This window comes from Cellulomonas phragmiteti (assembly GCF_016862775.1).
In the GTDB taxonomy this organism is placed as follows: domain Bacteria; phylum Actinomycetota; class Actinomycetes; order Actinomycetales; family Cellulomonadaceae; genus Cellulomonas; species Cellulomonas phragmiteti.
Genome location: NZ_BONP01000001.1, coordinates 343,990 through 368,462, shown reverse-complemented (window position 1 = coordinate 368,462; position 24,473 = coordinate 343,990). Strand labels below are relative to the sequence as shown.

The following is a 24,473-nucleotide window of genomic DNA, read 5'->3' as shown; positions in this document are numbered from 1 at the left end:
GGACATGCCCCCGCACCCCGCAGCGCCCACGACCGACGTCGACCGGGTCGCGCTGCGCGCGCAGGCCGAGGAGGTGCTGCGCGCGCTCGTCGGCCGGGACGACGCCCGCCTGCACGACGACCAGTGGCAGGCCGTGGAGGCCCTCGTCGCCGACCGGCGCCGGGTGCTCGTCGTGCAGCGCACGGGGTGGGGCAAGTCCGCCGTGTACTTCGTCGCGACCGCGCTGCTGCGTCGCGGTGCCGCGGGACCGCCGCGGGGCGCGACGATCATCGTGTCGCCGCTCCTGGCCCTCATGCGCAACCAGGTGGACGCGGCACGGCGGGCCGGCATCGCTGCCGAGACGCTGAACTCCGCCAACCAGCAGGACTGGGACGACGTGCACGCCCGGATCGCCGCCGGCGAGGTCGACGTGCTGCTCGTCTCCCCCGAGCGGCTCAACAACCCCGGCTTCCGGGACGAGGTGCTGCCCCGGCTCGCGGCGGACGCCGGTCTGGTCGTGGTCGACGAGGCACACTGCGTGTCGGACTGGGGGCACGACTTCCGGCCCGACTACCGGCGCATCGGGACGCTGCTGGCGGACCTGCCGGCGGGCGTGCCCGTGCTCGCGACGACCGCCACGGCCAACGCCCGCGTGACGGCCGACGTGGCCGAGCAGCTCGCCGTCACCGACTCCGGCGAGGGTGCGGCGGACGGCACCCTCGTGCTGCGCGGCACCCTCGACCGGCCGAGCCTGCGGCTGCAGGTGACCCCGCTCCCGGACGTCGCGACCCGGCTGGCGTGGCTCGCCGCGACGCTGCCGGCGCTCGAGGGCTCGGGCATCGTGTACTGCCTGACCATCGCGGCCGTCGACCAGGTGACCGAGCACCTGCGCGCCGCCGGGCTCGACGTGCGCGCGTACACGGGTCAGACCGACCCGACCGAGCGCGAGCAGATCGAGGCCGACCTGCTCGCGAACCGTGTCAAGGCGCTGGTCGCCACGTCGGCGCTCGGCATGGGCTACGACAAGCCGGACCTGGGGTTCGTCGTGCACATGGGCGCACCCTCCTCGCCGATCGCCTACTACCAGCAGGTGGGACGCGCCGGGCGAGCGACCGCGCGCGCCGACGTCGTGCTGCTGCCCGGTCACGACGACCAGGCGATCTGGGAGTGGTTCGCGTCGACCGCCTTCCCGCCGGAGGACCAGGTCCGTGCGACGCTCGCCGCGCTCGACGCGCAGGGCACGCTGTCGACGGCCGCGCTCGAGACGTTCGTCAGCCTGCGCCGCAGCCGGCTCGAGGGGATGCTCAAGGTGCTCGACGTCGACGGCGCCGTACGGCGCGTCCGCGGCGGCTGGCAGTCCACCGGGCAGCCCTGGGCGTACGACGGCGAGCGGTACGCCCGCGTCACCGCCGCCCGCCGGGCCGAGCAGCGCACGATGCTCGACTACCAGGCGACCGACGGCTGCCGCATGGCGTTCCTGCGCTCGGCGCTCGACGACCCCGACCTGCCCGACGGCTGGCGCTGCGACCGCTGCGACCGGTGCACGGGCACGTCGGTCGGGGCCGTGCCCGACGCCTCGGCCGTGGACCACGCCCGCGAGCTGCTGGCCGTGCCGGGCGAGCCCGTGACCGCCCGGCGCCAGTGGCCCTCGGGGCTCGGCACGCTCGGCCTGGACCTCAAGGGCCGGATCCCCGCCGACGAGCAGGTCGGCGAGGGCCGTGCGGTCGGACGGCTCGACGCCCTCGGCTGGGGCGGGCCGCTGCGCGAGGCGCTGCGCGAGCAGGTGCCGACCGAGCTGCCGCCCGGTCTGCGACCGGCGGTCCGCACGGTCCTGGAGGCGTGGGAGCCGCAGGTCGACGTGGCGGTCGGCATCGCGTCGCAGAGCCGCGGCGCCCTGGTGGAGCACCTCGCTGCCGGCACCGCGCGGCTGTTGGGCGTCCCCCTGGTCGGCGCGCTCGCCCCCACCGGGTCCCCCTCACGGCACGACGTGAACTCCGCACAGCGCCTCGCCGACGTGCTGCGGCACCTCGACCTGCCACCCGAGGTCGCCGAGCAAGTCGCCGGGCTGCGGGTGCTGCTCGTCGACGACCGCACGGACACCGGCTGGACGCTGACCGTCGCGGGCCGCCTGCTGCGACGCGCCGGCGCGAGCGGCGTGCTGCCGTTCGTCCTGGGCGTGGGCTGACGGCGCGTCAGAAGCGCGCCCGGACCGCCTCGCCGTGCGCGGGCAGGCCCTCGGCGTCGGCGAGCGCCACGACACGGTCGGCGACCTCGGCGAGCGCGTCCGCGTCGTACTCGATGACCTGGACCGCGCGCACGAACGAGTGCACGCCCAGCCCGCTCGCGAAGTGCGCGCAGCCACCGGTCGGCAGGACGTGGTTCGAGCCCGCCATGTAGTCACCGAGCGAGACGGGCGACCACGGCCCGACGAAGATCGCGCCGGCGCTCGTCACGCGGTCCGCCCAGGCGGAGGCGTCGACGGTCTGGATCTCGAGGTGCTCCGCCCCGTACGCGTTGACCACGTCCAGCCCGGCGTCCAGGTCGTCCACCAGGACGATCGCCGACTGGGAGCCGCGCAGCGCGGTCAGGACCCGGTCACGGTTCGCGGTGGCGTCGACGCGCTCGACCAGCGCGGTCTCCACGGCCGCCGCGAGCTCGACGGACGTGGTGACCAGGACGGCCGCTGCCAGCGGGTCGTGCTCGGCCTGCGAGACGAGGTCGGCGGCGACGTGCACCGGGTCCGCGGTCGCGTCCGCGAGGATCGCGATCTCGGTCGGCCCGGCCTCGGAGTCGATGCCGACGAGCCCGCGCACCAGCCGCTTGGCGGCCGCGACGTACACGTTCCCGGGGCCGGTGATGACGTCGACCGGCTCGCACAGCGTGGCACCGTCGACGTCGTCGCTGCCGTCCGCGCCGTACGCGAGCATCGCGACGGCCTGGGCGCCGCCGGCGGCGTACACCTCGTCGACGCCCAGCAGCGCGCACGTGGCGAGCACGACGGGGTCGGGCAGGCCGTCGCGGTCCTGCTGCGGCGGCGAGACGACGGCGAGCGACGTGACCCCGGCCTCCTGCGCGGCGACGACGTTCATCACCACCGACGACGGGTACACGGCGAGCCCGCCGGGGACGTACAGCCCGACACGGCGCACGGGGAGCCAACGCTGGCGCACCTGCGCTCCGGGCGCGACCTCGACCGTGAAGTCCTGCGGCCGCTGGGCGGCGTGCACGCGGCGGACCCGGACGATCGTCTCCTCCAGCGCGGCGCGCACCTGCGGGTCGAGCTCGTCGGCCGCGCTCGCCACCACGTCGGCCGGGACGCGCAGGTGCACGGGACGCACGCCGTCGAACCGCTCGGCCAGGTCGCGCAGCGCGGCCGCACCCCGGGTCCGCACGTCCTCGAGGATCGGCGCGACCACGGCCGCGGCGTGCTCGACGTCGAGCTCGGCACGGGGCAGCTCGGCGAGCAGGTCGCGACGTGACGGGCGGCGGCCACGGAGGTCGATGCGGGAGATCACGGCCCCGAGTCTAGGGCGGTGCCGGCGCCGGGGGCGCTGCCATATCGCGGCCGCGACGCCGGTCGGGGGCGGGGCTGCCCGGTCCCCGTCCTCGCCGGCGTGCCGCTGCCTGCGAGACTGGTCCCGTGACGCGCGCAGACGAGCCCATCCGCCTCGGCCAGTTCCTCAAGCTCGGGGGCATCGCGGAGACCGGCGGCCAGGCTCGGGCGCTGCTCGACGACGGCGCCGTCACCGTCAACGGCGAGGTCGAGACGCGCCGCGGCCGGCAGCTGGTACCCGGCGACGTCGTCGAGGTGAACCTGCCGACCGGCGTCCGGCAGGCCACCGTCCGGGCCTGAGCCCCGCCTCAGGACGCGAGGCAGCTCGGCCCGAGCAGCGCCTTGAGGTCACCGAACAGGGACGGCGAACGCTCGACGCGCAGGCCGTCGTCCAGGCGCATCACCACGGCGCGGCCCGGGCTCGTCAGGCGCAGGTGCACCTCGGTGACGCCGGGGTGCGTCGACAGGACCTCGCGCAGCCGCTCCACGACCGGCGGCGTGCAGCGCCCCTCGGACAGCGAGACCACGACGGGTGAGTCGGCGGCCTGCGAGGTGTCCGGGATCGACACCTCCATGGCCTGGAGCTGCATCTGGTCGTCCCGGCGGCGCACCCGCCCCCGGACCACCAGGACCGCGTCCTCCGCGAGGACGGTCGAGTAGGCGAGGTACGTCTCGCCGAAGAACATGATCTCGACCGAGCCCTCCATGTCCTCCAGCGTGACCGCGGCCCACGGGTTGCCCTGCTTGGACATCTTGCGCTGCAGGCTCGTCACGAGCCCGGCGACCACGACCGTCGAGCCGTCGGGCCGCGCCTCGTCGGCGTTGAGGGTCGCGATCGACACGTCGGCCTGCGCCGACAGCACGTGCTCGAGCCCGGACAGCGGGTGGTCCGAGACGTACAGCCCGAGCATCTCGCGCTCGAAGGCGAGCCGCTGCTTCTTGTCCCAGTCGGGCAGGTCCGGGATCGTCACCGCGATCCCCGTGCCGGTCTCGTCGTCGCCCGCGAGGTCGGCGAACAGGTCGAACTGGCCGGTCGCCTCCTTGCGCTTGACGTCGATGACCGCGTCGACGGCCTGCTCGTGGATCAGCAGCAGCGCCCGCCGGGGGTGGCCGAGCGAGTCGAACGCCCCCGCCTTGACGAGCGACTCGATGGTCCGCTTGTTGCAGACCACGGCCGGCACCTTGTCGAGGAAGTCGGTGAAGGACGTGAAGGCGCCCTTCTGCTCGCGCGCCGCCACGATCGCGTCGACGACGTTCGCGCCGACGTTCCGCACGGCGGTCAGGCCGAAGCGGATATCCGCGCCGACGGCCGTGAAGTTCGCCGACGACGAGTTCACGTCGGGCGGCAGGACCGTGATGCCCATATGGCGGCACTCGCCCAGGTACAGCGCCGACTTGTCCTTGTCGTCGCGCACGCTGGTCAGGAGCGCGGCCATGTACTCGGTCGGGAAGTTCGCCTTGAGGTACGCCGTCCAGTACGACACCACGCCGTAGGCGGCCGAGTGCGCCTTGTTGAAGGCGTACCCGGCGAACGGCACGAGCACGTCCCACACGGCCTGGATCGCACCGTCGGCGTAGCCGCGCTCGCGCATGCCCGCCTGGAAGGGCACGAACTCCTTGTCGAGCACCTCCTTCTTCTTCTTGCCCATCGCGCGCCGCAGCAGGTCGGCCTGTCCCAGCGAGTACCCGGCGAGGACCTGCGCGGCCTTCTGCACCTGCTCCTGGTAGACGATCAGGCCGTGCGTGACGCCGACCACGTCCTCCAGCGGAGCGACCAGGTCCGGGTGGATCGGCTCGATCTCCTGCAGGCCGTTCTTGCGCAGCGCGTAGTTGACGTGCGAGTTCATGCCCATCGGGCCCGGGCGGTACAGCGCGATGACGGCGGAGATGTCCTCGAAGTTGTCGGGCCGCATCTGCCGCAGCAGCGAGCGCATCGGCCCGCCGTCGAGCTGGAACACCCCGAGCGTGTCCCCCCGCCCGAGCAGCTCGTACGTCGGCGGGTCGTCGAGCGGGACCTCCTCGATGAGGATGGCCGGCTTGCCGTTCATCACGATGTTCTCGAGCGCGTCGTCGAGGATCGTGAGGTTGCGCAGACCCAGGAAGTCCATCTTGATCAGCCCGAGGGCCTCGGACGCGGGCTGGTCGAACTGCGTGATGACCGCGCCGTCCTGCGGGCGCTTCATGATCGGGATGATGTCGAGCAGCGGCTCGCTCGACATGATGACGCCGGCGGCGTGCACGCCCCACTGCCGCTTGAGGTTCTCCAGCCCGCGCGCCGTCTCCAGCACCCGCTGGGCCTCGGGGTCGGCCGCGACGACCTGCCGGAACTCGTCGGCCTCGGCGTAGCGCGGGTGCTCCGGGTCGTACATGCCCGACAGCGGGATGTCCTTGCCCATCACCGCCGGCGGCATGGCCTTGGTGAGCTTCTCCCCCATCGCGAACGGGAAGCCCAGCACGCGCGAGGCGTCCTTGAGCGCCTGCTTGGCCTTGATGGTGCCGTACGTGACGATCTGGCACACCCGGTCGTCGCCGTACTTGTCGCTGACGTACCGGATGACCTCGCCGCGCCGGCGCTCGTCGAAGTCGACGTCGACGTCGGGCCAGGACACGCGCTCGGGGTTGAGGAAGCGCTCGAAGATCAGGCCGTGCTCGAGGGGGTCGAGCTCGGTGATGCCCATCGCGTACGAGGCCATCGACCCGGCTGCCGATCCACGACCGGGACCGACCCGGATGCCCTGCTTCTTGGCCCAGTTGATGAAGTCGGCGACGACGAGGAAGTAGCCCGAGAACCCGAGCTGCGTGATCACGCCCGTCTCGTAGTCCGCCTGCTTGCGCACGGCGTCCGGGATGGTCCCCCGGTAGCGCCGCAGCAGCCCGTTCTGGACCTCCTTGATGAACCAGGAGTTCTCGTCCTCCCCCGCCGGGACGGGGAACCGCGGCATGTAGTTGGCCCCGACGTTGAAGGTCACGTCGCACTGCTCCGCCACGAGCAGCGTGTTGTCGCACGCCTCCGGGAGCTCGGACCATGTGCGGCGCATCTCGGCGGCCGACTGCACGTAGTAGCCGGTGCCCCCGAAGGCGAAGCGCGAGCCGCCGTTGTCGCTCGTCGGCTCGTCGAGGGTCGAGCCCGACTGCACCGCGAGCAGCACCTCGTGCGCGTGGGCGTCCTCCTCGCGCGTGTAGTGCAGGTCGTTGGTCGCGATCAGCGGGGCGTCGATCGCCTCCGCGATCCGCAGCAGGTCCTTGAGCACGCGCCGCTCGATGTCGAGCCCGTGGTCCATCAGCTCGACGTAGAAGTACTCCTTGCCGAAGATGTCCTGCAGCTCACCGGCCGCGCGCAGCGCCTCGTCGAAGTGCCCCAGGCGCAGCCGCGTCTGGACCTCGCCCGACGGGCAGCCGGTGGAGGCGATGAGGCCGTCCGCGTACCGCGAGAGCAGCTCGCGGTCCATGCGGGGCCACTTGCCCATCTGCCCCTCGAGCGAGGCCAGCGACCCCATCCGGAACAGGTTGTGCATGCCCTCGGTGGTGCGGCTCAGGAGCGTCAGGTGGGTGTACGCGCCGCGCGCCGAGACGTCGTCGGCGGCCTGGTGCGCCTCGCCCCACCGGACCCGGTTCTGGTCGAACCGGCTGGTCCCCGGTGTGACGTAGGCCTCGACGCCGATGATCGGCTTGATGCCGCGCTCGGTCGCCTTCTGCCAGAACTCGAAGGCTCCGAACAGGTACCCGTGGTCGGTGATCGCCATCGCCGTCTGGCCCAGGCGCGCCGCCTCGTCGAGCATCTCGCCGATCCGCGCGGCACCGTCGAGCATCGAGTACTCGGAGTGGGCGTGGAGGTGGACGAAGGACGGGTCCGGGGATCCTCCAGCAGCCATGCGGGCGATCCTACGTCGCCCCGGCGACAGTCAGGAGTACGCGCCCCGGAGCGTCTCGAGGCCCGCGACGAGGTCGTCGGGGTACTCGCTCGTGGCCTCGAACCACTCGCCGGTCCCGGGGTGCTCGAAGCCGAGCCGCATCGCATGCAGCCACTGGCGCGACACGCCCAGGCGCGCGGCCAGCGCCGGGTCCGCCCCGTACGTGAGGTCCCCGACGAGGCTGTGCCGCAGCGCCGCGAAGTGCACACGGATCTGGTGCGTGCGCCCCGTCTCCAGGTGCACCTCGACGAGCGACGCGCCCGGCAGCATCTCCAGGACCTCGTAGTGCGTGACCGAGGGCTTGCCGTCCGCGACGACCGCGAACTTCCAGTCCGACGAGGGGTGGCGTCCGATGGGCGCGTCGATCGTGCCCGTGGTCGGCGACGGGTGCCCCTGCGCGAGCGCGTGGTAGACCTTCTCGACCGTGCGCTCCTTGAAGGCGCGCTTGAGGACGGTGTACGCGTGCTCGCTCTTGGCGACGACCATCAGCCCGGACGTGCCGGCGTCGAGGCGGTGCACGATGCCCTGGCGCTCGGCCGATCCCGACGTCGAGATCCGGTAGCCCGTGCCGGCGAGCGCCCCGACGACCGTGGGGCCCGTCCAGCCCGGGGACGGGTGGGCCGCGACCCCGACGGGCTTGTCGATCACGACGAGGTCGTCGTCGTCGTGCACGATCCGCATGCCCGGCACGGGCTCGGGCACCACCACCGGCGCGGCGGGCTCGGGGGTCGTCAGGTCGACCTCCAGGTACGCCCCGGCGACGAGCCGGTCCGACTTGCCCACGGGCCGCCCGTCCACGCGGACGGCCCCCTCGGTGGCCAGCTCGGCCGCCCGGGTGCGGGACAGTCCGAGCAGGCGCGACAGCGCGGCGTCGACGCGCTCCCCCGCCAGCCCGTCGGGCACCGGCAGCGCCCGCGTGCCGCTCACGCGTCACCACCCGGGGTCCGGCTCGGGGCGGCGTGCTCCGTGGAGACGTCGTCGCCCCTGCCCTCGCGGGTGCCGTCGACGTGGACGCCACGGGCCGTCAGCCACACGATGAGCGCCGCGGCCACGACGATCGCGATGTCGGCGACGTTGCCGACGAAGAGCCTGCCGTAGGCGAGGAAGTCGATGACGTGCCCACGCAGCGGACCGGGCTCGCGCACCATGCGGTCGACGAGGTTGCCCAAAGCCCCGCCGAGCAGCAGACCGAGGGCGACCGCCCACCAGCCGGAGCCGATGCGCCGCGACGCCCGCACGATCACCACGACGACGACCACGGCGATGATCGTCAGCACCCACGTCATGCCCGTCGCGATCGAGAGCGCCGCGCCGGGGTTGCGCACCAGCTGCAGGCCGAGCAGGTCACCGAGGAGAGGCGTGCGCTCCCGCGGCTCGAGGGCGTGCACCGCCCACACCTTCGTGAGCTGGTCCACGACGAGCACGAGGGCCGTGATACCGACGAGCCCACGCAGCAGACGTCGCCGCCGCCCGGGCCGCCCGGGGTCGCCCTCGACCGCCGTCACCGCCGCGGTGGGCGGTGCGCTGTCGTCGGGCAGGGGCGTCGCGTCGTCCGTCGTGGGCACCGGTGGAGTCTACGGGCGGCTCAGCGACGCTCCTCGCGCTGCTTGCACGCGACGCAGAGCATCGCGCGCGGGAACGCCTGGAGGCGCGCCTTGCCGATGGCCTGCCCGCAGGACTCGCAGACGCCGAACGTGCCGGCCGCCAGCCGGTCGAGGGCGTGCACGGTCTGGTCGAGCAGGTCGCGGGTGTTGTTGACGAGCGTGAGCTCGTGCTCCCGCTCGAGTGCGGACGAGCCCGAGTCCGCCTGGTCGTCCCCGGCACCGTCGCCGGAGTTGCGCAGCAGGTCGGACAGCTCGGCGTCAGCCGCGACGAGCTCGGCCGCGAGCCGTTCACGGTCGGCCGCCAGCTCGCCGGCCACCTCGTCGATCTCGGCGCGGGTCCACCGCTCCTCGCCGTCGCGCACGGGCAGGGCGCCCACCAGCGCGTCCCGCCCCTCGTCGGACCCCACCGTCAGTGTGCTCACTGCGTCGTTCATGGTCACGGACGTTCCCCCCGTCTCGAGTGCCGCGACTGTATGCGCGTCTGCGTCCGCGCACAACAGCACGGACGACGGCGTCGAGGGGGGCGACACGCCGCGACGACCAGCACACCCGGCCCCTCGGGGCCGACGAGCGGGCCGGGCACCGTGCGGCGGCTGCCCGTTCGGACGTGCCGACGACTCACGGCACGCCGACGCCGCCGGGGACGGGCACAGGTCCCCGGCGGCGTCGTGGTGATCAGATGCTCTGGCTCTCCGGTACCGGCTGCCCCTGACCGGAACGCGGCGGCAGCGCGTTGCCCCGGTTCTCGAGGTCGCCGAGGAGGTTCTCGAGGTAGCTCTTCAGGCGCGTGCGGTAGTCCCGCTCGAAGACCCGCAGCTCGTCGATCTTGCGCTCCAGGAGCGAGCGCTCCTGCTCGAGCTGCCCGAGCGTGCGCTGCGACGTCTCCTCCGCCTCCCGCACGATGCGGTTGGCGCGGGTCTTCGCCTCGTTGATGAGCCGGTCCGACTCCTCCTGGCCGCTGCGCACGTAGTCGTCGTGCAGCTTCTGCGCCAGGGCGAGCATGCCGGTCGCCGACTCGGGCTCGTTGCCACGCACCGGGGCGGAGGCCGCCGCGACGGGCGGCTGGGCCAGCGCCGGCACGGGGGCGGGCTGGACGGGCGCCGGGGCCGGCGTCGGCTCCGGGACGGGCTCGGGCTTCGGGGCGGGAGCCGCCTGCTGCGCACCTGCGCGGCTGAGCTCGGCGATGCGGCGCTCGGCGGCGGCCAGCTTCGTCTTCAGGTCGTCGTTCTCGCCCTGGACGTCCCGCAGGGTGTTGACGACCTCGTCCAGGAAGTCGTCGACCTCGTCCTGGTCGTAGCCTTCCCGGAACTTCGTCGCCTGGAACTTCTTGTTCAGGACGTCGTCTGCGGTGAGCAGTGCCATCGTCGTCACCTCTGTCGGTCGTACTGGCTCTGGCCGGCGGCAGTCAGTCCACCGACCGCCTCGGGCCACGGTAGCGGAGAATCCGGGCGGCGCACGCCTCCCGACACTCCGGTGCAGCGTGCCGGACCCGGCGTGTCCGGGCGCACGCTGCGGCGTGCCGCGTCGTCGCTCAGACCCTCGCGAGCACCGACAGCAGCAGCGAACAGCTCAGTGCCAGGACGAGGAAGGCCAGGTCCAGGCGCACCGACCCGATGCCCACGGGCGGCAGGATCCGGCGCAGGAAGCGCAGCGGTGGATCGGTCACCGAGTACGTGACCTCCGCCACCACGAGGGCGACCCCGGACGGGCGCCACTCGCGCGCGAAGAACTGGACCCAGTCCAGCACGAGGCGCACGAGCAGCAGGAGGAAGAAGACGAGGACGACCAGGTAGAGCAGGCTGGCGATGAGGCGCACGCGTCAACTCTGGTTGTAGAAGCCGGAGCGTGTCGAGGGCTCCGGTGCGTTCGTGGCGTCACCCGCGAGCTCGACGTGCGCGGGCGAGAGCAGGAACACCTTGCTCGTCACACGCTCGATCGCACCGTGCAGGCCGAAGATCAGCCCCGCCGAGAAGTCCACGAGCCGCTTGGCGTCCGCGTCGTCCATGTCGGTGAGGTTCATGATGACGGGCGTCCCCTCGCGGAACGCCTCGCCGATCTTGCGCGCGTCGTTGTACGACCTCGGGTGGATGGTCGTGATGCGACGTAGGTCACCCGCCTCGCGCGGTGCGGGAGCGGCCTGCACGCGCGGCGTGCGGTGCAGCGGCATCACCTGCGCCTCGTAGGTGTCCTCCGGCACGGCGACCTCCGCCTCCTCGTACTCCTCGAGGTACTCCTCGTGGTCGGACCGGTCGTCGGCCAGGCCGAGGTACAGCATCGTCTTGCGCAGCGCTCCGGCCATCGCGTCGTCTCCCATCCGCCGGGCCTCCCCGACTCCTGCGGCCCCGCCTGGCCGCACCTGGACCGCGGGCCCGGCCGGTGCCGGTGCGGTGCGGGTGCGGTGTCGAACGTCCCTGCGCCGGTCACGCTAGCAACGGGTGGTTCGAGCGGCTCGTCGACACGCGGGCGTGTCGCGACGGGTCCGCGGACGTCACCCCCCGGGAGGACCTCCCGGGCCGAGCAGCCGCACGACGCCCGCGAACCGGCCGGTCGTGGTCGCCCGCTCGTGCGTCGCGCGCCGGTGGGAGTACAGCGCCGGGTCGGCGTAGGTGTCGCGTCCGTCCACGTGCACCGCGGTGACGCCGCAGCGCCGCAGCACGGCGTGGACGCCCGCGGCGAGGTCGACGGCGGCCGTGCCGGCCTCGGTGCGGGAGGCCGCCTCCGGCACCACCGCGGCGACGTCGTCCCTCATGGCGTCGGGGACCTCGTAGGACCGCCCGGCGATGCACGGGCCGACGGCCGCCACCGTGCGCGCCGGGTCGGCCCCGGCGCGCACCATCGCGGCGACCGCCGCCTGCAGCACGCCGGCGACCAGCCCGGGCCGTCCGGCGTGGACGGCGGCGACCACGCGGGCCACCGGGTCCGCGAGCAGCACCGGGGCGCAGTCGGCCACGTAGACCGCGACGGCCACGTCCGGGGAGACCGTCACCAGCGCGTCCGCACGGCGGTCACCGTCCCGGCCGTCCGGCACGAGGACGACGTCGGCGCCGTGCACCTGCGTCGCGTACTCGACGGGCACCCCGACGCGCCGGGCGAGGGCACGGCGGTTCGCGGCGACCACCTCGGGGTCGTCGCCGACGTGCAGCCCGAGGTTCAGCCCGGCCCACGGCCCGCTCGACGCTCCGCCCGCACGGGACGTGAAGCCGGCGAGCACACCGGGGCCGAGCGGCACGACGTCGAGCAGCTCGTCGCCCGCCGGCCCCGGGTGGTCGACCACCGGGCCTACTTGAGGAAGTCGGGCACGTCGAGCTCGTCGCGCTCGCGCCGCACGTCGTCGGCGAGGACGCGGGGCACCTCCAGCGAGCCGGTGACGGGCGCCGGCTCGCCCTGCGAGGACATGAAGGCGGGCACCTCGGGCCGCGCCGGCTCCGCCGGGCGTCCCGCACCGCGACCGACCGGGACGAGGTCCTCGTCGGGCACCTGGACGGGGCGGGGCGTGGGCACCGAGGACGCGCCGGGCAGGCTCGTCACCGGGGCGACGGCCGGGACCTGGCGCGGCGTCGACCCGCTCACCTGGCCGAGCGCACGTGCGTCCCGGCGGACCACGGGGCCCCCGTTGTCGAAGCCTGCGGCGATGACCGTGACCCGGACCTCGTCGCCGAGGGCGTCGTCGATGACGGCACCGAAGATGATGTTCGCCTCAGCGTGCGCCGCCTCCTGCACGAGGCGTGCCGCCTCGTTGATCTCGAACAGGCCCAGGTCGGAGCCGCCCTGGATCGACAGCAGGACGCCGTGGGCTCCGTCGATGCTCGCCTCGAGCAGCGGGGAGGAGATCGCCATCTCGGCGGCCTGGACCGCACGGTCCTCGCCCCGGGCGAACCCGATGCCCATGAGCGCGGACCCGGCGCCCTGCATGACGGACTTGACGTCGGCGAAGTCGAGGTTGATGAGACCCGGCGTCGTGATCAGGTCGGTGATGCCCTGGACGCCGGACAGCAGCACCTGGTCGGCCGAGTGGAACGCGTCCAGGACGGAGACCGACCGGTCGGAGATCGACAGCAGGCGGTCGTTGGGGATGACGATCAGCGTGTCGACCTCGGCGCGCAGCGCGTCGATGCCCGCGTCGGCCTGCACAGAGCGACGGCGCCCCTCGAAGGTGAACGGGCGCGTCACGACACCGATGGTCAGGGCGCCCAGCGAGCGGGCGATCCGGGCGACGACGGGCGCGCCGCCCGTGCCGGTGCCGCCGCCCTCGCCGGCGGTGACGAACACCATGTCGGCGCCGCGCAGGACGTCCTCGATCTCCTCGGCGTGGTCCTCGGCCGCCTTCTTGCCGACCTCGGGGTCGGCGCCGGCACCGAGGCCGCGCGTGAGCTCGCGACCCACGTCCAGCTTGACGTCCGCGTCGGACATGAGCAGGGCCTGGGCGTCGGTGTTGACGGCGATGAACTCGACACCCTTGAGGCCGACCTCGATCATGCGGTTCACGGCGTTGACGCCGCCTCCGCCGATGCCGACGACCTTGATGACCGCCAGGTAGTTCTGCGGAGCTGCCACGGTGGGTGCCTCTCGTTCGCGGGTCGCGGCGTGCCGGCCGCTCGTGCTCGTCCCGACACGCGGGACGCGGGTCGTGCTGGTGAACCTTCACCCTCAGGTTGAGGGTTACAGTTATGTCAGATGTCCTGTCGAGTCGTGACGCTAGGTCGCGTCCCCCGCAGGATCAACGACCGCCGTGCGCGTGTCGGCGGTTCATGCTGCCCGGGCGCGGTGCCCGACGGCTCCGAGTGCCCCGACGGCGCTCTCACCGGGTGATCGGCATGCGGGGGGCCGAGACGTCGAAGACCGTCGCGCCCGCCGCGGCCGGCGCCGCACGCAGCGCGGCGAGCACCGCGATCTTCAGGGGCGTCTCGTCCGCGCTCCCCCAGTCGATCCGCGGGCCGCCGTCCCGCAGCTGCATCGTCACGGTGTCCTGCGTACGGGCCGAGACCGACTCCACCTGCGCCAGCAGGTCGGCCGGCAGCTGCTCCAGGACGCCCAGCACGGCCGCGAGCGTGCGCTCGTCCCCCACCGGGACGTCGACGACGGGCAGGCCGGCCGGTGCGGCGTCCGCACGGCCCACCTGGACTCCCTGCTCGTCCAGCAGGACGAGCCCGGTCGACGGGGCCGCCTCGGGCACCGCGGCCACGGGCTCCCGTGACACGAGCTGGACCGCCAGGCCGTGCGGCCAGTCGCGTACGACGCGCGCCTCGCGCACCCCGGGGACCTCGAGCACGCGGTCCCGCAGGCCGACAGTGTCGAGCCGGGGCAACGGGGTGCCGGCCCGCTCGGAGACCACGGCGAGCACCTGGTCGACGGCCACCACCGTGCCGGCGCCCGTGACCTCCACCTGCGCCGGGTCCAGCGCCAGCACGGGCGACACCAGCAGGAGCCACCCCAGTCCCCCCGCCCCGAGCAGGGCTCCGGCCGCCCCGAGCACCTGGCGCCGTGCGAGGTTGCGGCGTGCGCGCGCCCGCTCCGCGAAGCGCTCGCGCGAGGTCGTCGACACCACCTCGGGACGCACCGGCCCCGAGAACCTGCCGACCGTGTACGTCGTGACCGTGCGGGTCGGGCCCGTCGCCGGGGCCGGCGCGGCGGCAGGTGGCCCGCCCGGCGACGAGCCACCGGACGACGCGCCGGCCGACGGCGATCCGCGACGTCCCGCAGCACCCCGCGCGGGCACCTGGGGAACGGGCCCGGTGCGGGCCGGACGGTCAGGCCGCCTCGGGCCCGGCGGGACCACGGGATCCTGGCTGTCGCCCGGGGCGGCCGCGGGTCCCGGCTCGTCGGGTCGCGCGGGACGGCGACCACCGGGTCGGCGCGGAGCAGCCGGACGCGCCACGGCCGACGGGCGTCCCGGGCGGGGGGCCGGCGGACGCTCCGGGCTCACGGCAGGGCACCGCCCGGGTGCTCCGGCACGGGCGGCGCCTCGTCGGACGTCGACGCGCCCGGGGACGCGGGGGGCACGCTCCCCGACGGGGCGAGCGCCGCCAGCACCACGTCAGCCAGCTCGGTCACGTCGCCCGCGCCGACGGTCAGCAGCAGGTCGCCGGGCCGGGCCAGCGCGGCCACCGCGCGCGCCGCCGCCACCCGGTCCGGCACGAACGTCGCCTTGCCCGCGGTCGGGACCCGGTCGGCGACCAGGGCCCCGGTGACCGCCGGGTCCGGGTCCTCGCGCGCGGCGTACACGTCGGTCACCACCACGGCGTCCGCGAGGTCGAACGCCTCGCCGAACTCCTGGGCGAAGGTGCGCGTGCGGGAGTACAGGTGGGGCTGGAACAGGGCGAGGACGCGACCGCCGTCGACGACCTGCCGCGCGGCGCGCAGCAGCGCCGCGACCTCGGTCGGGTGGTGCGCGTAGTCGTCGACCACCCGCACGCCGGCGGCCGTCCCGCGGTCCTCGAACCGCCGCCCGGTGCCGACGAAGTCGTCGAGCCCGGCGGCCGCCTCCGAGGACCCCACGCCGAGCCGCCGCAGCGCGCACCACGCGGCGGCGGCGTCCAGGGCGTTGTGCGCCCCTGCGACCTGCAGGCGCAGGGTGACCGACGGCTCGTCGCGCGGCGTCAGGACCACCTGCCAGCGGCCGTCGGGGGTGCGACCGCTCTCCCCCACCCGCACGTCGGCGCGCGACGCCGCACCGTAGGTCCGCACGTCGACGCCCCGCACGGCCAGCCGGTCGCGCACCGCGTCGACGAGGCGCACCGCGCCGGGGTCGTCCGCGCACGCGACGAGCAGACCGCCGTCGCGCACGCGGTCGGCGAAGCGCTCGAACGCGGCCTCGAACCGCTCCCGCGTGCCGTAGTGGTCGAGGTGGTCCGGCTCGACGTTCGTCACCACGGCCACCAGCGGCTCGTACGCGAGGAACGAGCCGTCCGACTCGTCGGCCTCGGCGACGAACGGGCCGTCGCCGTGCCGCGCACCGCCCAGGGTGCCCGCCGTCGCCCGGACGACCCCGCCGATCGCGAACGAGGGGTCCGTACCGGCGTGGACGAGCGCGGCGGCGACCATCCCCGACGTCGTGGTCTTGCCGTGCGCACCGGCGACCGCGACGGCGTCCCGGTCGGCCATGAGCGCCGCCAGTGCCTCCGAGCGGTGCAGGACGGGGATGCCGCGCTCGCGCGCGCGAACGACCTCCGGGTTGGAGGCACGCACCGCGGACGACACGACGAGGCTGTCCACCTCCTCGACGTGGCCGGCTGCGTGCCCCACGTGGACGTCGACCCCCGCCGCACGCAGCCCGACCAGGGCCGGCCCGTCGTGGGCGTCCGACCCGCTGACGTGCAGACCGCGCGCCGCCAGCAGCGGGGCGACCGCCGACATGCCGGCACCGCCGACGCCGACGAGGTGCACACGACCCAGGTCGGACAGCGCGACGGGCCCGCGCTCGCCGGGGTCGGCGACGGCGGGGCTGTGCGGCGCGACCGGCGGCGCGCTCGGCGCCGTGGCCCGCACGTGCGCGGGCAGCTGCTCCTCGACGAGCCGCGCCACCCGGGCCGCACCGTCGCGCACCCCCACCCGGGCCGCCGCCTCGCCCATGCGCGCGCGGGCCTGCGCCGCGTCGCCCGCCCCGAGCAGGACCGGGACGTGCGCGCGCACCCAGTCGGGCGTGAGGTCACGGTCCTCGACGAGGACGCCGCCACCCGCGGCGACGACGCCGGCCGCGTTGAGTCGCTGCTCGCCGTTGCCGATCGGCAGCGGCACGTAGACGGCCGGGATCCCCAGGGCCGCCAGCTCGCACACCGTGCCCGCGCCCGAGCGCCCGACGACGACGTCCGCCACGGCGAGCGCGCGGTCCATCGCCGTCAGGTACTCGACCACGTGGTAGCGCTCGGCGCCCGGGACACCGACGAGGGCGGCGTGCACGTCGGCGGACTTCCCCCGGCCCGTGAGGTGCAGCACCTGCGCACCCGTCGCGAGCAGCGCGTCCGCGGCGCCCACGACGGCCCGGTTCACGCTGACCGCGCCCAGGGAGCCGCCGGTGACCAGCAGGGTCGGCAGGTCCGGGTCCAGGCCCAGTGCCTGCGCACCCGCGACGCGCGTGGCCGCCGGGTCGGACGCCCGCGCCGTGAGGAGGTCCTGGACCGCGGTCCGCAGCGGCAGGCCCGTGACCTGCGCCCCGGGCAGGGCCGTGCCCTCGAACGTCACGGCGACGGCGGCGGCGCGCCGCGCCCCGAGGCGGTTCGCCAGACCGGGGCGCGCGTTCTGCTCGTGCACGACCACGGGGATGCCCCGGCGGCGCGCCGCCAGGTAGGCGGGCGTCGCGACGTAGCCGCCGAACCCGACGACCACCTGCGCGTCGATCGCGTCGATCGCGTCCTCGGCGGCGCGCACCGCGGCGCGCAGCCGGCCGGGCAGGCGCAGCCAGTCGGGCGTGGGACGGCGCGGCAGGGGCACGCGCGGGACCACCGCCAGGTCGTACCCGTGCTCCGGCACGAGACGCGCCTCGAGCCCCTCGGCGGTCCCGAGGACGGCGAACCGGCCGCGCGGGTGACGCCGCCGCAGCTCGTCGGCGACGGCGAGCAGCGGGTTGACGTGACCGGCCGTGCCGCCGCCGGCGAGCAGGACGGCCGGCGCGTCAGCCACGGGTGCGTCCGATCACGGCGAGCGAGCGGCGGACGACCGACGCACGGGCGGCGAGCGCCTCGGCGGCGCCGGGCTCGGTGCGGGCGAACGACAGCAGGATCCCGAGCGCGGCCATCGTCATGATCAGCGCCGAGCCGCCGGCCGAGACCAGCGGCAGCGGCACGCCGATCACCGGGGCCAGGCCGATGACGACGGCGATGTTGACCATGGCCTGGCCGATGATCCACGCGAAGATCGCGGCGGTCGTGATCTTGACGAACGGGTCGGGGTGCCGGCGCACGATCCGGACCATGGCGAACGCGAGGAGCGCGAACAGCCCCAGCACCAGCAGGGTCCCCACGAGGCCGAGCTCCTCCCCCAGGATCGCGTAGATGAAGTCGTTGTGGGCGGCCGGCAGGTAGGACCACTTCTCGGCGCTCTGCCCCAGGCCGACGCCGCTCCAGCCGCCCGTGGCCAGGCCGTAGCCGGCGTGCAGGCTCTGGTAGCACTCGTTGGTCACGTCGCACTCGTCGGACAGCCAGGACATGATCCGGTTGACGCGGTTGGGGCTGCCGATGGTCAGCAGCGCCACTCCCCCCGCGGCGATGAGGCCGGCGAACCCGAAGATGCGCAGCGGCACCCCCGCCACGAACATCGCGCCCGCGACGAGCAGGACCATCACCATGGCGGTCCCCAGGTCGTGCCCGAGCAGCACGACCCCGATCGCGATCGCGGCGACGGGGACCACGGGCACCAGCGCGTGCTTCCACTCGTGCAGCAGGGCCAGCTTGCGGGTCAGCACCGCGCCGATCCAGATCGCGAGGGCGACCTTGAGGACCTCCGAGGGCTGCGCCATGAACCCGGGCAGCGCCACCCAGTTGCGGTTGCCGCCCTCGCCCCGGCCGAGCGGGGTGAACACCAGCAGCTGGAAGACGACGGCCGCCAGGAGCATCGGCCACGCGGCGAGCCGCACCGCCCGCACCGGCAGCCGTGAGGCGACCAGCAGCGCGACGAGCCCGATCAGCGCGAACCGCGCCTGGCCCAGGAACACCGCGTACGGCGAGTCGCCGTCGGCGAGCGACTCGATGCTCGAGCTCGACAGCACCATCACCAGGCCGATGGCCACCAGCAGCAGCGTCGCCCCGAGCAGGACGTAGTAGCTCGTCACCGCCGAGTTCCACGTCCCCAGGACCGACGGGTCACGGACCTCCGGGGTGCCACCGGCCGGCGTCACCGCCCGGGTGGGCGCCGTGCGGGGACGCGGGGGCGACGCGGCACTCACGCGAACCCCGCCTGCGGCCGCTCCCGGCCGGCGGCGCCGCCCAGGACGCGCACGGCGGCGGCGAACGCGTCGCCGCGCGCGGCGTACGACGTGAACTGGTCCATCGACGCGGACGCGGGTGCGAGCAGCACCGTCACGGGCACGCCCTCGGGCGCGCCGGCCGCGAGCCGGCGCGCGCGGTCCACGGCGCGCGTCATCACCGGCTCAGTCTCACCGGCGTCCACCTCGATCACCGGGACATCCGGAGCGTGTCGGGCGAGGGCGTCGCGCAGCGGTGCCCGGTCGACGCCGATGAGGACGACGCCACGCAGGCGGTCGCGCCGGGCCCGCACGAGGTCGTCGAACTGCGCCCCCTTGGCCAGCCCGCCGGCGATCCAGACCACCGAGCCGGGCTCGAACGCCGCCAGGGACGCCGACGCGGCGTGCGCGTTGGTCGCCTTGGAGTCGTCGACGTACGCGACGTCGTCGAGGCGCCCGACGGTGACGATCCGGTGGGCTCCGGGCGCGAACTCCCGCAGCCCGTCGCGCACGTGGGCGGGCTCGACACCGTGCGCGAGCGCGAGCGCCGCGGCGGCCAGGGCGTTGCGCACCACGTGGGGCGGGACGACCCCGGCCGGGCCGGCGAGCTGCGCGAGGTCGGCGAGCGTCCCGAGCTCGGCGGCGTGCGTGTGGCGCAGGCGGGCGAACCCGCGGTCGACGAGCACGTCGTCGACGAGCCCGACCTGGCCCACCCCGGGCGAGCCGAGCGTGAAGCCGACCGCCACGCAGCCGTCCTCGACGTCGGCCTCGCGCACGAGGTGCTCGGTCACCGGGTCGCTCGCGTCGTAGACGCACGCGACCTGCGTGCGCTCGTAGACGCGTCCCTTGTCAGCCGCGTAGGCCGCCAGCGACCCGTGCCAGTCGAGGTGGTCGGGTGCGACGTTGAGCACGGCCGCGGCCTGCGGCGACATCGAGTGCGTGTGGTGGAGCTGGAAGCTCGACAGCTCGACCGCCAGCACCTCGAGCGTCGGGTCGACCGCGGCCAGGACCACGGGGGTGCCGACGTTGCCGACCGCGAGGGTCCGACGCCCGGCTGCCCGCAGGACCGACTCGAGCATGCCGACCGTGGTGGTCTTGCCGTTGGTGCCCGTCACGGTGAGCCACGGCGCCGGGGCGCCGTCCCCGCCGTCGCGCGGCACCCGGACCTGCCACGCGAGCTCGACCTCGCTCCACACGGGCACGCCGCGCTCCCGCGCCGCTGCCAGCACCGGGTGCGCCGGCTGCAGGCCGGGCGACGTGACGACGAGGTCGGCGCCGGCCAGGCCGTCGGCGACCAGGGCCGTCGCGTCGGCCACGTCCGCCTCGGCCGCGCGCTCGTCGAACGTCACGACACGGGCCCCGCGGTCGGCAAGGACCTGCGCGGCGGCGCGTCCGGAGACCCCGAGCCCGGTCACCAGCACCGTGCGACCGTCGAACCGTGCGTCCACCTACTGCGCCACCCACTCCGCGTAGAAGATGCCGACCCCGAGCGCCACGAAGAGGCCGGCGATGATCCAGAACCTGATGACGATCGTCACCTCGCCCCACCCCGACAGCTCGAAGTGGTGGTGCAGCGGCGCCATCTTGAAGACCCGTTTCCCCGTCATCTTGAAGAAGCCGATCTGGATGACGTCCGACAGGACGATCACCACGAACAGGCCGCCGATGATGGCCCCGAGGATCTCGGTGCGCGTGAGGATGGTCAGGGCCGCCAGTGCGCCGCCGAGCGCGAGCGAGCCCGTGTCACCCATGAAGATCTTCGCCGGGCTGGCGTTCCACCACAGGAACCCGAAGAGCGCCCCGGTGATCGCCGCTGCCACCACCGCGAGGTCCAGGGGGTCCCGGGTCTCGTAGCAGCGCGGGCCCGCGGAGAGCATCGACTGGCACGTCTGGTTGAACTGCCACACGCCGACCAGCACGTACGCCCCGAACACGATGAGCGAGACGCCCGTCGCGAGCCCGTCGAGGCCGTCCGTCAGGTTGACCGCGTTGGACCAGGCGGTGATGAGGAAGTTCGCCCAGATGACGAACAGCACCAGCCCGACCGTCACGCCGGCGAAGGCCAGGTCGAGGTTGGTGTCCCGGATGAAGGAGATGCGGGTCGACGCGGGCGTGCGGAACTGCTGGTTCGGGAACTGCAGGGCCAGCACGGAGAACACGACGCCGACCACGCCCTGGCCGACGATCTTCCACAGCGGGCTCAGCCCGAGCGATCGCTGCCGGGAGATCTTGATGAAGTCGTCGAGGAAGCCGACGACCCCCAGGCCCGTCATGAGGAACAGCGCGAGCAGCGCCGACGCGCTCGGGCGGGTCCCCGTCAGGAGCAGGCCGAACGCCCAGCCGATGAGGGTCGCCCCGATGATGACGACGCCGCCCATCGTGGGCGTGCCGCGCTTGGTGAAGTGCGCCGTCGGCCCGTCCTGGCGGATGAACTGCCCGTACTGGCGCCGGACGAGGAAGCGGATGAACAGGGGGGTGCCGAGCAGCGCGACGAGCATCGAGATGCCGCCCGAGATGAGGACGGCCCTCATGCGTCGCCCGCCACGAGCCGGTCGCCCAGCTGCCACAGACCGGCACCGTACGAGGACTTGACCAGCACGACGTCGCCCGCGCGCAGCTCGTCGGCGAGGAACGCCGCCGCGGCCTCGACGTCGTCGACGAGCACGACCTCGTCGCCCCAGGAGCCCTCGTGGTTCGCGCCGTCGCGGATCGCGCGTGCGCCGTCGCCGACGACCACGGTCAGGCCGATGTTGAGGCGGACGACGAGCCGCCCGATCGCGTCGTGCGCGGTCCGGTGCTCGTCCCCCAGCTCGAGCATCTCGCCGAGCACGGCCACGGACCGCCGCTCCCGGCCCGCGATGACCGCGAGCGCCTTGAGGGCGGCACGCATCGAGTCCGGGTTGGCGTTGTACGAGTCGTCGACCACCGTCACGCCGTCGGCGCGGTCGACCACGTGCATGCGGTGCGGCGACAACGCGGTCGCGGCGCACAGTCCCGTCGCGACGTCGTCGAGGTCCAGCCCGACGCTGAGGGCGGCGGCCGCCGCGGCGAGCGCGTTGTGCACGTGGTGCTCGCCGATCAGCCGCAGCGCGACGTCCCGCTCACGACGCTCGCCCGCCACGACGTGCACGAGGCGGAAGGTCGCGCGTCCGAGGGCGTCGAGCCGCACGTCCTCGACCCGGACCTCGGCGTCCGGTGCGGCGCCGAACAGCACGACGGGTCCCGGCGCGACCGCGGACATGGCCCGGACCCGCGGGTCGTCGCCGTTCAGCACGGCGGTCCCCCCGGGCAGCAGGCCCTGCACGATCTCCGCCTTGGCCCGCGCGACCCCGTCGACGCCGCCGCCGAAGCCGCCCAGGTGCGCCTGGCCGACGACGAGGACGACCGCCACGTCGGGAGGCGCGACGTCCGTGAGGTAGGTCAGGTGCCCGGGGCCGCTGGCGCCCATCTCGAGGACGAGGAACCGGGTCTGCTCGTCGGCGCGCAGCACCGTCAGGGGCAGCCCGATCTCGTTGTTGAACGACCGCACCGGGGCGATCGTGGGACCCACCGCGCCGCACACCTGGGCGAGCACGTCCTTGGTCGTCGTCTTGCCGACGGACCCGGTCACCCCGATGACCCGCAGGCCGCTGCCGCCGGGCACGGCCGCGGCGTCACGCAGGCGCACGAGGACGTCGCGCGCGAGGTCCCCGAGCGCTCTCTCGACGTCGGGGACGACGACGCACGGCACACCCGGCAGGGCACGGGCGGCCAGCACGAGCGCGGCACCGGCCGCGACGGCGCCGGCAGCGAAGTCGTGCCCGTCGACGTGCTCGCCGGGCAGGGCGACGAACAGCCCGCCGGGCTGCACCTCGCGGGAGTCGGTGACGACGGGCCCCGTCACGACGTGCTCGGGGGTGGTCGCGCTCAGCGTGCCGCCGGTGGCGGCCGCGATCTCGGCCGCGGTCAGGGCGATCACGCGAGCTGCTCCCGGCCCTCGGTGCGGGCGGCGAGGTACACGTCACGGTCGTTGTAGCGGTGGAACACCCCGGCGATCTCCTGGGTCGGTTCGTGGCCCTTGCCCGTGACGATCACGGTGTCGTCCGGACCTGCCAGACGAAGGGCGTCGCGGATGGCCTGTGCGCGGCTCGTCGCCTCGTGCACGTCGGCCAGGTCGGGGCGCACGTCGCGCACGCCCGCGAGGATGGCGGCCCGGATGGACGCGGGGTCCTCCGAGCGGGGGTTCTCGTCGGTGACGACCAGCACGTCCGCCAGGCGGGCGCCGACCTGCCCCATGATCGGGCGCTTGCCGCGGTCACGGTCGCCGTCCGAGCCGAACACGAGGACGAGCCGGCCCGGGGTGATGGGACGCACGGCCTCCAGCGCGAGCACCAGGGCGTCCGGGGTGTGGGCGTAGTCGACGAGGCACAGCGGCCAGCCGTCGCCGCGCTCGACGACGCGCTCCATGCGGCCCGGGATGGCGCGGGCGCCCGCGACCGCGTCGATCGCCGTGTCCAGCGGGACACCTGCCGCGCGCGCGAGCACGACCGCCAGGGCGGCGTTCGACACGTTGACCAGACCCGGCAGCGGACTGTGCGCCTCGTGGCGGGCACCGTCCGGGCCGCGCAGCACGAAGCGCGACCCGACGCCGTCCAGCCCGATGTCGGCCTCCGTCACGGCCCACGTCGCGTCCGCCGCCTGCGGTGCGCCGACGTGCGTGCTCACGGTCTCGACGGGGATCGGCGACTCGTCGGCCAGCCGGCGGCCCCAGTCGTCGTCCACGACGACCACGCCACGACGGGCCTGCTCGGGGGCGAACAGCCGGGCCTTGTCGCGGAAGTACCCCTCCATGTCACCGTGGAAGTCGAGGTGGTCGCGCTGCAGGTTCGTGAACCCGACGACGTCGAACCGCAGTCCGCGCACGCGGCCCAGCGCCAGCGCGTGCGACGACACCTCGGTCGTCAGCGCGCCCGCGCCCCGCTGGTGGGCGAGCGCGAGCAGCGACTGCAGGACGGGCGCCTCGACGGTCGTGCGCGGGCTCTCGACGGCGTCGTCGCCGATGCGCAGCTCCACGGTGCCGAGCACCGCCGTGCGGGCGTGGTGGGCGCGCAGGGCCGCGTCGACGAAGTACGTCGTGGTCGTCTTGCCGTTGGTCCCGGTCACGCCGAGCGTGACGAGCCGGGCCCCGGGGTCGTCGAGCGCCCACGCGGCGACGGGACCGGCCAGGGCACGGGGGTCGGGGGTGAGGAGCACCGGCACGTCGGCGGGGACCAGGTCGGCCCCGTCGGCGTCGGTGAGGACCGCCACCGCGCCACGCGCCGCCGCGTCCGCGGCGAACCGGGCGCCGTGCACCTTCAGGCCGGGCACCGCCACGAAGAGGTCGCCCGGCTCGACGTCGGTGCTGGACATCGTCACGCCGGTGAACGTCCGCCCGGGGGCAGCGGCCCCGGCGACCTCGAGGTCGAAGGCCGCAGCGAGGTCGTCGACCCTGCGGACCGGCGGGTGCTCGGGACGGAGCCGGCCCAGGGGGGACGTCATGGGGAGGAATCTAC

General features: G+C 74.5%; 19 protein-coding genes. 2 read left to right on the top strand and 17 right to left on the bottom strand.

Features of this window, described 5'->3' with window-relative positions; all coding sequences use genetic code 11:
- Positions 1-4 precede the first annotated feature (4 nt).
- Complete coding sequence (locus tag Cph01nite_RS01680; RefSeq protein WP_203670600.1) at positions 5-2,164, top strand: RecQ family ATP-dependent DNA helicase; 2,160 nt, start codon at positions 5-7, stop codon at positions 2,162-2,164.
- 7 nt (positions 2,165-2,171) lie between these two features.
- Here Cph01nite_RS01680 and hisD read toward each other — a convergent pair whose 3' ends face one another.
- Positions 2,172-3,494 (bottom strand): histidinol dehydrogenase, encoded by a 1,323-nt coding sequence (gene hisD / locus Cph01nite_RS01675; RefSeq protein WP_203670599.1) that lies wholly within the window; start codon positions 3,492-3,494, stop codon positions 2,172-2,174.
- Positions 3,495-3,619: 125 nt separating this feature from the next.
- Here hisD and Cph01nite_RS01670 point away from each other — a divergent pair, with 125 nt between their 5' ends.
- Complete coding sequence (locus Cph01nite_RS01670; RefSeq protein WP_203670598.1) at positions 3,620-3,832, top strand: RNA-binding S4 domain-containing protein; 213 nt, start codon at positions 3,620-3,622, stop codon at positions 3,830-3,832.
- Between the two features lie 8 nt (positions 3,833-3,840).
- Here the strand turns inward: Cph01nite_RS01670 and dnaE are convergent, their stop codons facing one another.
- The 16 genes from dnaE to Cph01nite_RS01590 form a co-directional block, all read right to left on the bottom strand.
- Positions 3,841-7,404, bottom strand: coding sequence for a DNA polymerase III subunit alpha (dnaE, locus tag Cph01nite_RS01665; protein ID WP_203670597.1), 3,564 nt, complete (start codon positions 7,402-7,404; stop codon positions 3,841-3,843).
- 30 nt (positions 7,405-7,434) lie between these two features.
- Positions 7,435-8,370 carry an RluA family pseudouridine synthase gene (locus Cph01nite_RS01660; protein ID WP_203670596.1) on the bottom strand — a complete coding sequence of 312 codons (936 nt, stop codon included), beginning with the start codon at positions 8,368-8,370 and terminating at the stop codon, positions 7,435-7,437.
- A complete protein-coding gene (lspA, locus tag Cph01nite_RS01655; protein ID WP_203670595.1) occupies positions 8,367-9,008 on the bottom strand; it encodes a signal peptidase II in 642 nt (213 codons plus the stop codon). Before lspA ends, Cph01nite_RS01660 begins: the two co-directional genes overlap by 4 nt.
- Before the next feature lie 20 nt (positions 9,009-9,028).
- Positions 9,029-9,481, bottom strand: coding sequence for a TraR/DksA family transcriptional regulator (locus Cph01nite_RS01650; protein ID WP_203670594.1), 453 nt, complete (start codon positions 9,479-9,481; stop codon positions 9,029-9,031).
- A gap of 241 nt (positions 9,482-9,722) precedes the next feature.
- A complete protein-coding gene (locus Cph01nite_RS01645; RefSeq protein ID WP_203670593.1) occupies positions 9,723-10,409 on the bottom strand; it encodes a DivIVA domain-containing protein in 687 nt (228 codons plus the stop codon).
- 169 nt (positions 10,410-10,578) lie between these two features.
- Positions 10,579-10,863, bottom strand: coding sequence for a YggT family protein (locus tag Cph01nite_RS01640; RefSeq protein ID WP_203670592.1), 285 nt, complete (start codon positions 10,861-10,863; stop codon positions 10,579-10,581).
- A 3-nt stretch (positions 10,864-10,866) separates the two neighbouring features.
- On the bottom strand, positions 10,867-11,346 hold the full coding sequence (locus Cph01nite_RS01635; protein ID WP_203670673.1) for a cell division protein SepF: 480 nt from the start codon (positions 11,344-11,346) through the stop codon (positions 10,867-10,869).
- A gap of 189 nt (positions 11,347-11,535) precedes the next feature.
- On the bottom strand, positions 11,536-12,321 hold the full coding sequence (pgeF, locus tag Cph01nite_RS01630; protein WP_239068961.1) for a peptidoglycan editing factor PgeF: 786 nt from the start codon (positions 12,319-12,321) through the stop codon (positions 11,536-11,538).
- 5 nt (positions 12,322-12,326) lie between these two features.
- The gene (gene ftsZ, locus Cph01nite_RS01625) at positions 12,327-13,601 is read right to left on the bottom strand and encodes a cell division protein FtsZ (RefSeq protein WP_203670591.1); all 1,275 of its coding nucleotides are present in this window, start codon (positions 13,599-13,601) and stop codon (positions 12,327-12,329) included.
- Between the two features lie 244 nt (positions 13,602-13,845).
- The gene (locus tag Cph01nite_RS01620) at positions 13,846-14,589 is read right to left on the bottom strand and encodes a cell division protein FtsQ/DivIB (RefSeq protein WP_239068960.1); all 744 of its coding nucleotides are present in this window, start codon (positions 14,587-14,589) and stop codon (positions 13,846-13,848) included.
- Between the two features lie 377 nt (positions 14,590-14,966).
- Positions 14,967-17,663: a UDP-N-acetylmuramate--L-alanine ligase gene (murC, locus tag Cph01nite_RS19295; RefSeq protein ID WP_203670589.1), complete on the bottom strand. Its 2,697-nt coding sequence runs from the start codon at positions 17,661-17,663 to the stop codon at positions 14,967-14,969.
- Positions 17,656-18,924, bottom strand: coding sequence for a putative lipid II flippase FtsW (gene ftsW / locus Cph01nite_RS01610; RefSeq protein WP_373307530.1), 1,269 nt, complete (start codon positions 18,922-18,924; stop codon positions 17,656-17,658). The genes murC and ftsW overlap by 8 nt, the downstream gene beginning before the upstream one ends.
- Positions 18,921-20,390 carry a UDP-N-acetylmuramoyl-L-alanine--D-glutamate ligase gene (murD, locus tag Cph01nite_RS01605; RefSeq protein ID WP_203670588.1) on the bottom strand — a complete coding sequence of 490 codons (1,470 nt, stop codon included), beginning with the start codon at positions 20,388-20,390 and terminating at the stop codon, positions 18,921-18,923. Before murD ends, ftsW begins: the two co-directional genes overlap by 4 nt.
- Positions 20,391-21,473: a phospho-N-acetylmuramoyl-pentapeptide-transferase gene (gene mraY, locus Cph01nite_RS01600; protein ID WP_203670587.1), complete on the bottom strand. Its 1,083-nt coding sequence runs from the start codon at positions 21,471-21,473 to the stop codon at positions 20,391-20,393.
- Positions 21,470-22,900, bottom strand: a complete 1,431-nt coding sequence (locus Cph01nite_RS01595) for a UDP-N-acetylmuramoyl-tripeptide--D-alanyl-D-alanine ligase (RefSeq protein ID WP_203670586.1) — start codon at positions 22,898-22,900, stop codon at positions 21,470-21,472. The genes mraY and Cph01nite_RS01595 overlap by 4 nt, the downstream gene beginning before the upstream one ends.
- On the bottom strand, positions 22,897-24,459 hold the full coding sequence (locus Cph01nite_RS01590; protein ID WP_203670585.1) for a UDP-N-acetylmuramoyl-L-alanyl-D-glutamate--2,6-diaminopimelate ligase: 1,563 nt from the start codon (positions 24,457-24,459) through the stop codon (positions 22,897-22,899). Before Cph01nite_RS01590 ends, Cph01nite_RS01595 begins: the two co-directional genes overlap by 4 nt.
- Positions 24,460-24,473 lie beyond the last annotated feature (14 nt).

Coding starts and splice junctions, on each gene's coding strand:
- Cph01nite_RS01680 (WP_203670600.1), top strand. CDS start 5: ATGCCCCCGCACCCCGCAGCGCCCACGACCGACGTCGACCGGGTCGCG.
- dnaE (WP_203670597.1), bottom strand. CDS start 7,404: ATGGCTGCTGGAGGATCCCCGGACCCGTCCTTCGTCCACCTCCACGCC.
- Cph01nite_RS01650 (WP_203670594.1), bottom strand. CDS start 9,481: ATGAACGACGCAGTGAGCACACTGACGGTGGGGTCCGACGAGGGGCGG.
- Cph01nite_RS01645 (WP_203670593.1), bottom strand. CDS start 10,409: ATGGCACTGCTCACCGCAGACGACGTCCTGAACAAGAAGTTCCAGGCG.
- Cph01nite_RS01635 (WP_203670673.1), bottom strand. CDS start 11,346: ATGGCCGGAGCGCTGCGCAAGACGATGCTGTACCTCGGCCTGGCCGAC.
- mraY (WP_203670587.1), bottom strand. CDS start 21,473: ATGAGGGCCGTCCTCATCTCGGGCGGCATCTCGATGCTCGTCGCGCTG.
- Cph01nite_RS01590 (WP_203670585.1), bottom strand. CDS start 24,459: ATGACGTCCCCCCTGGGCCGGCTCCGTCCCGAGCACCCGCCGGTCCGC.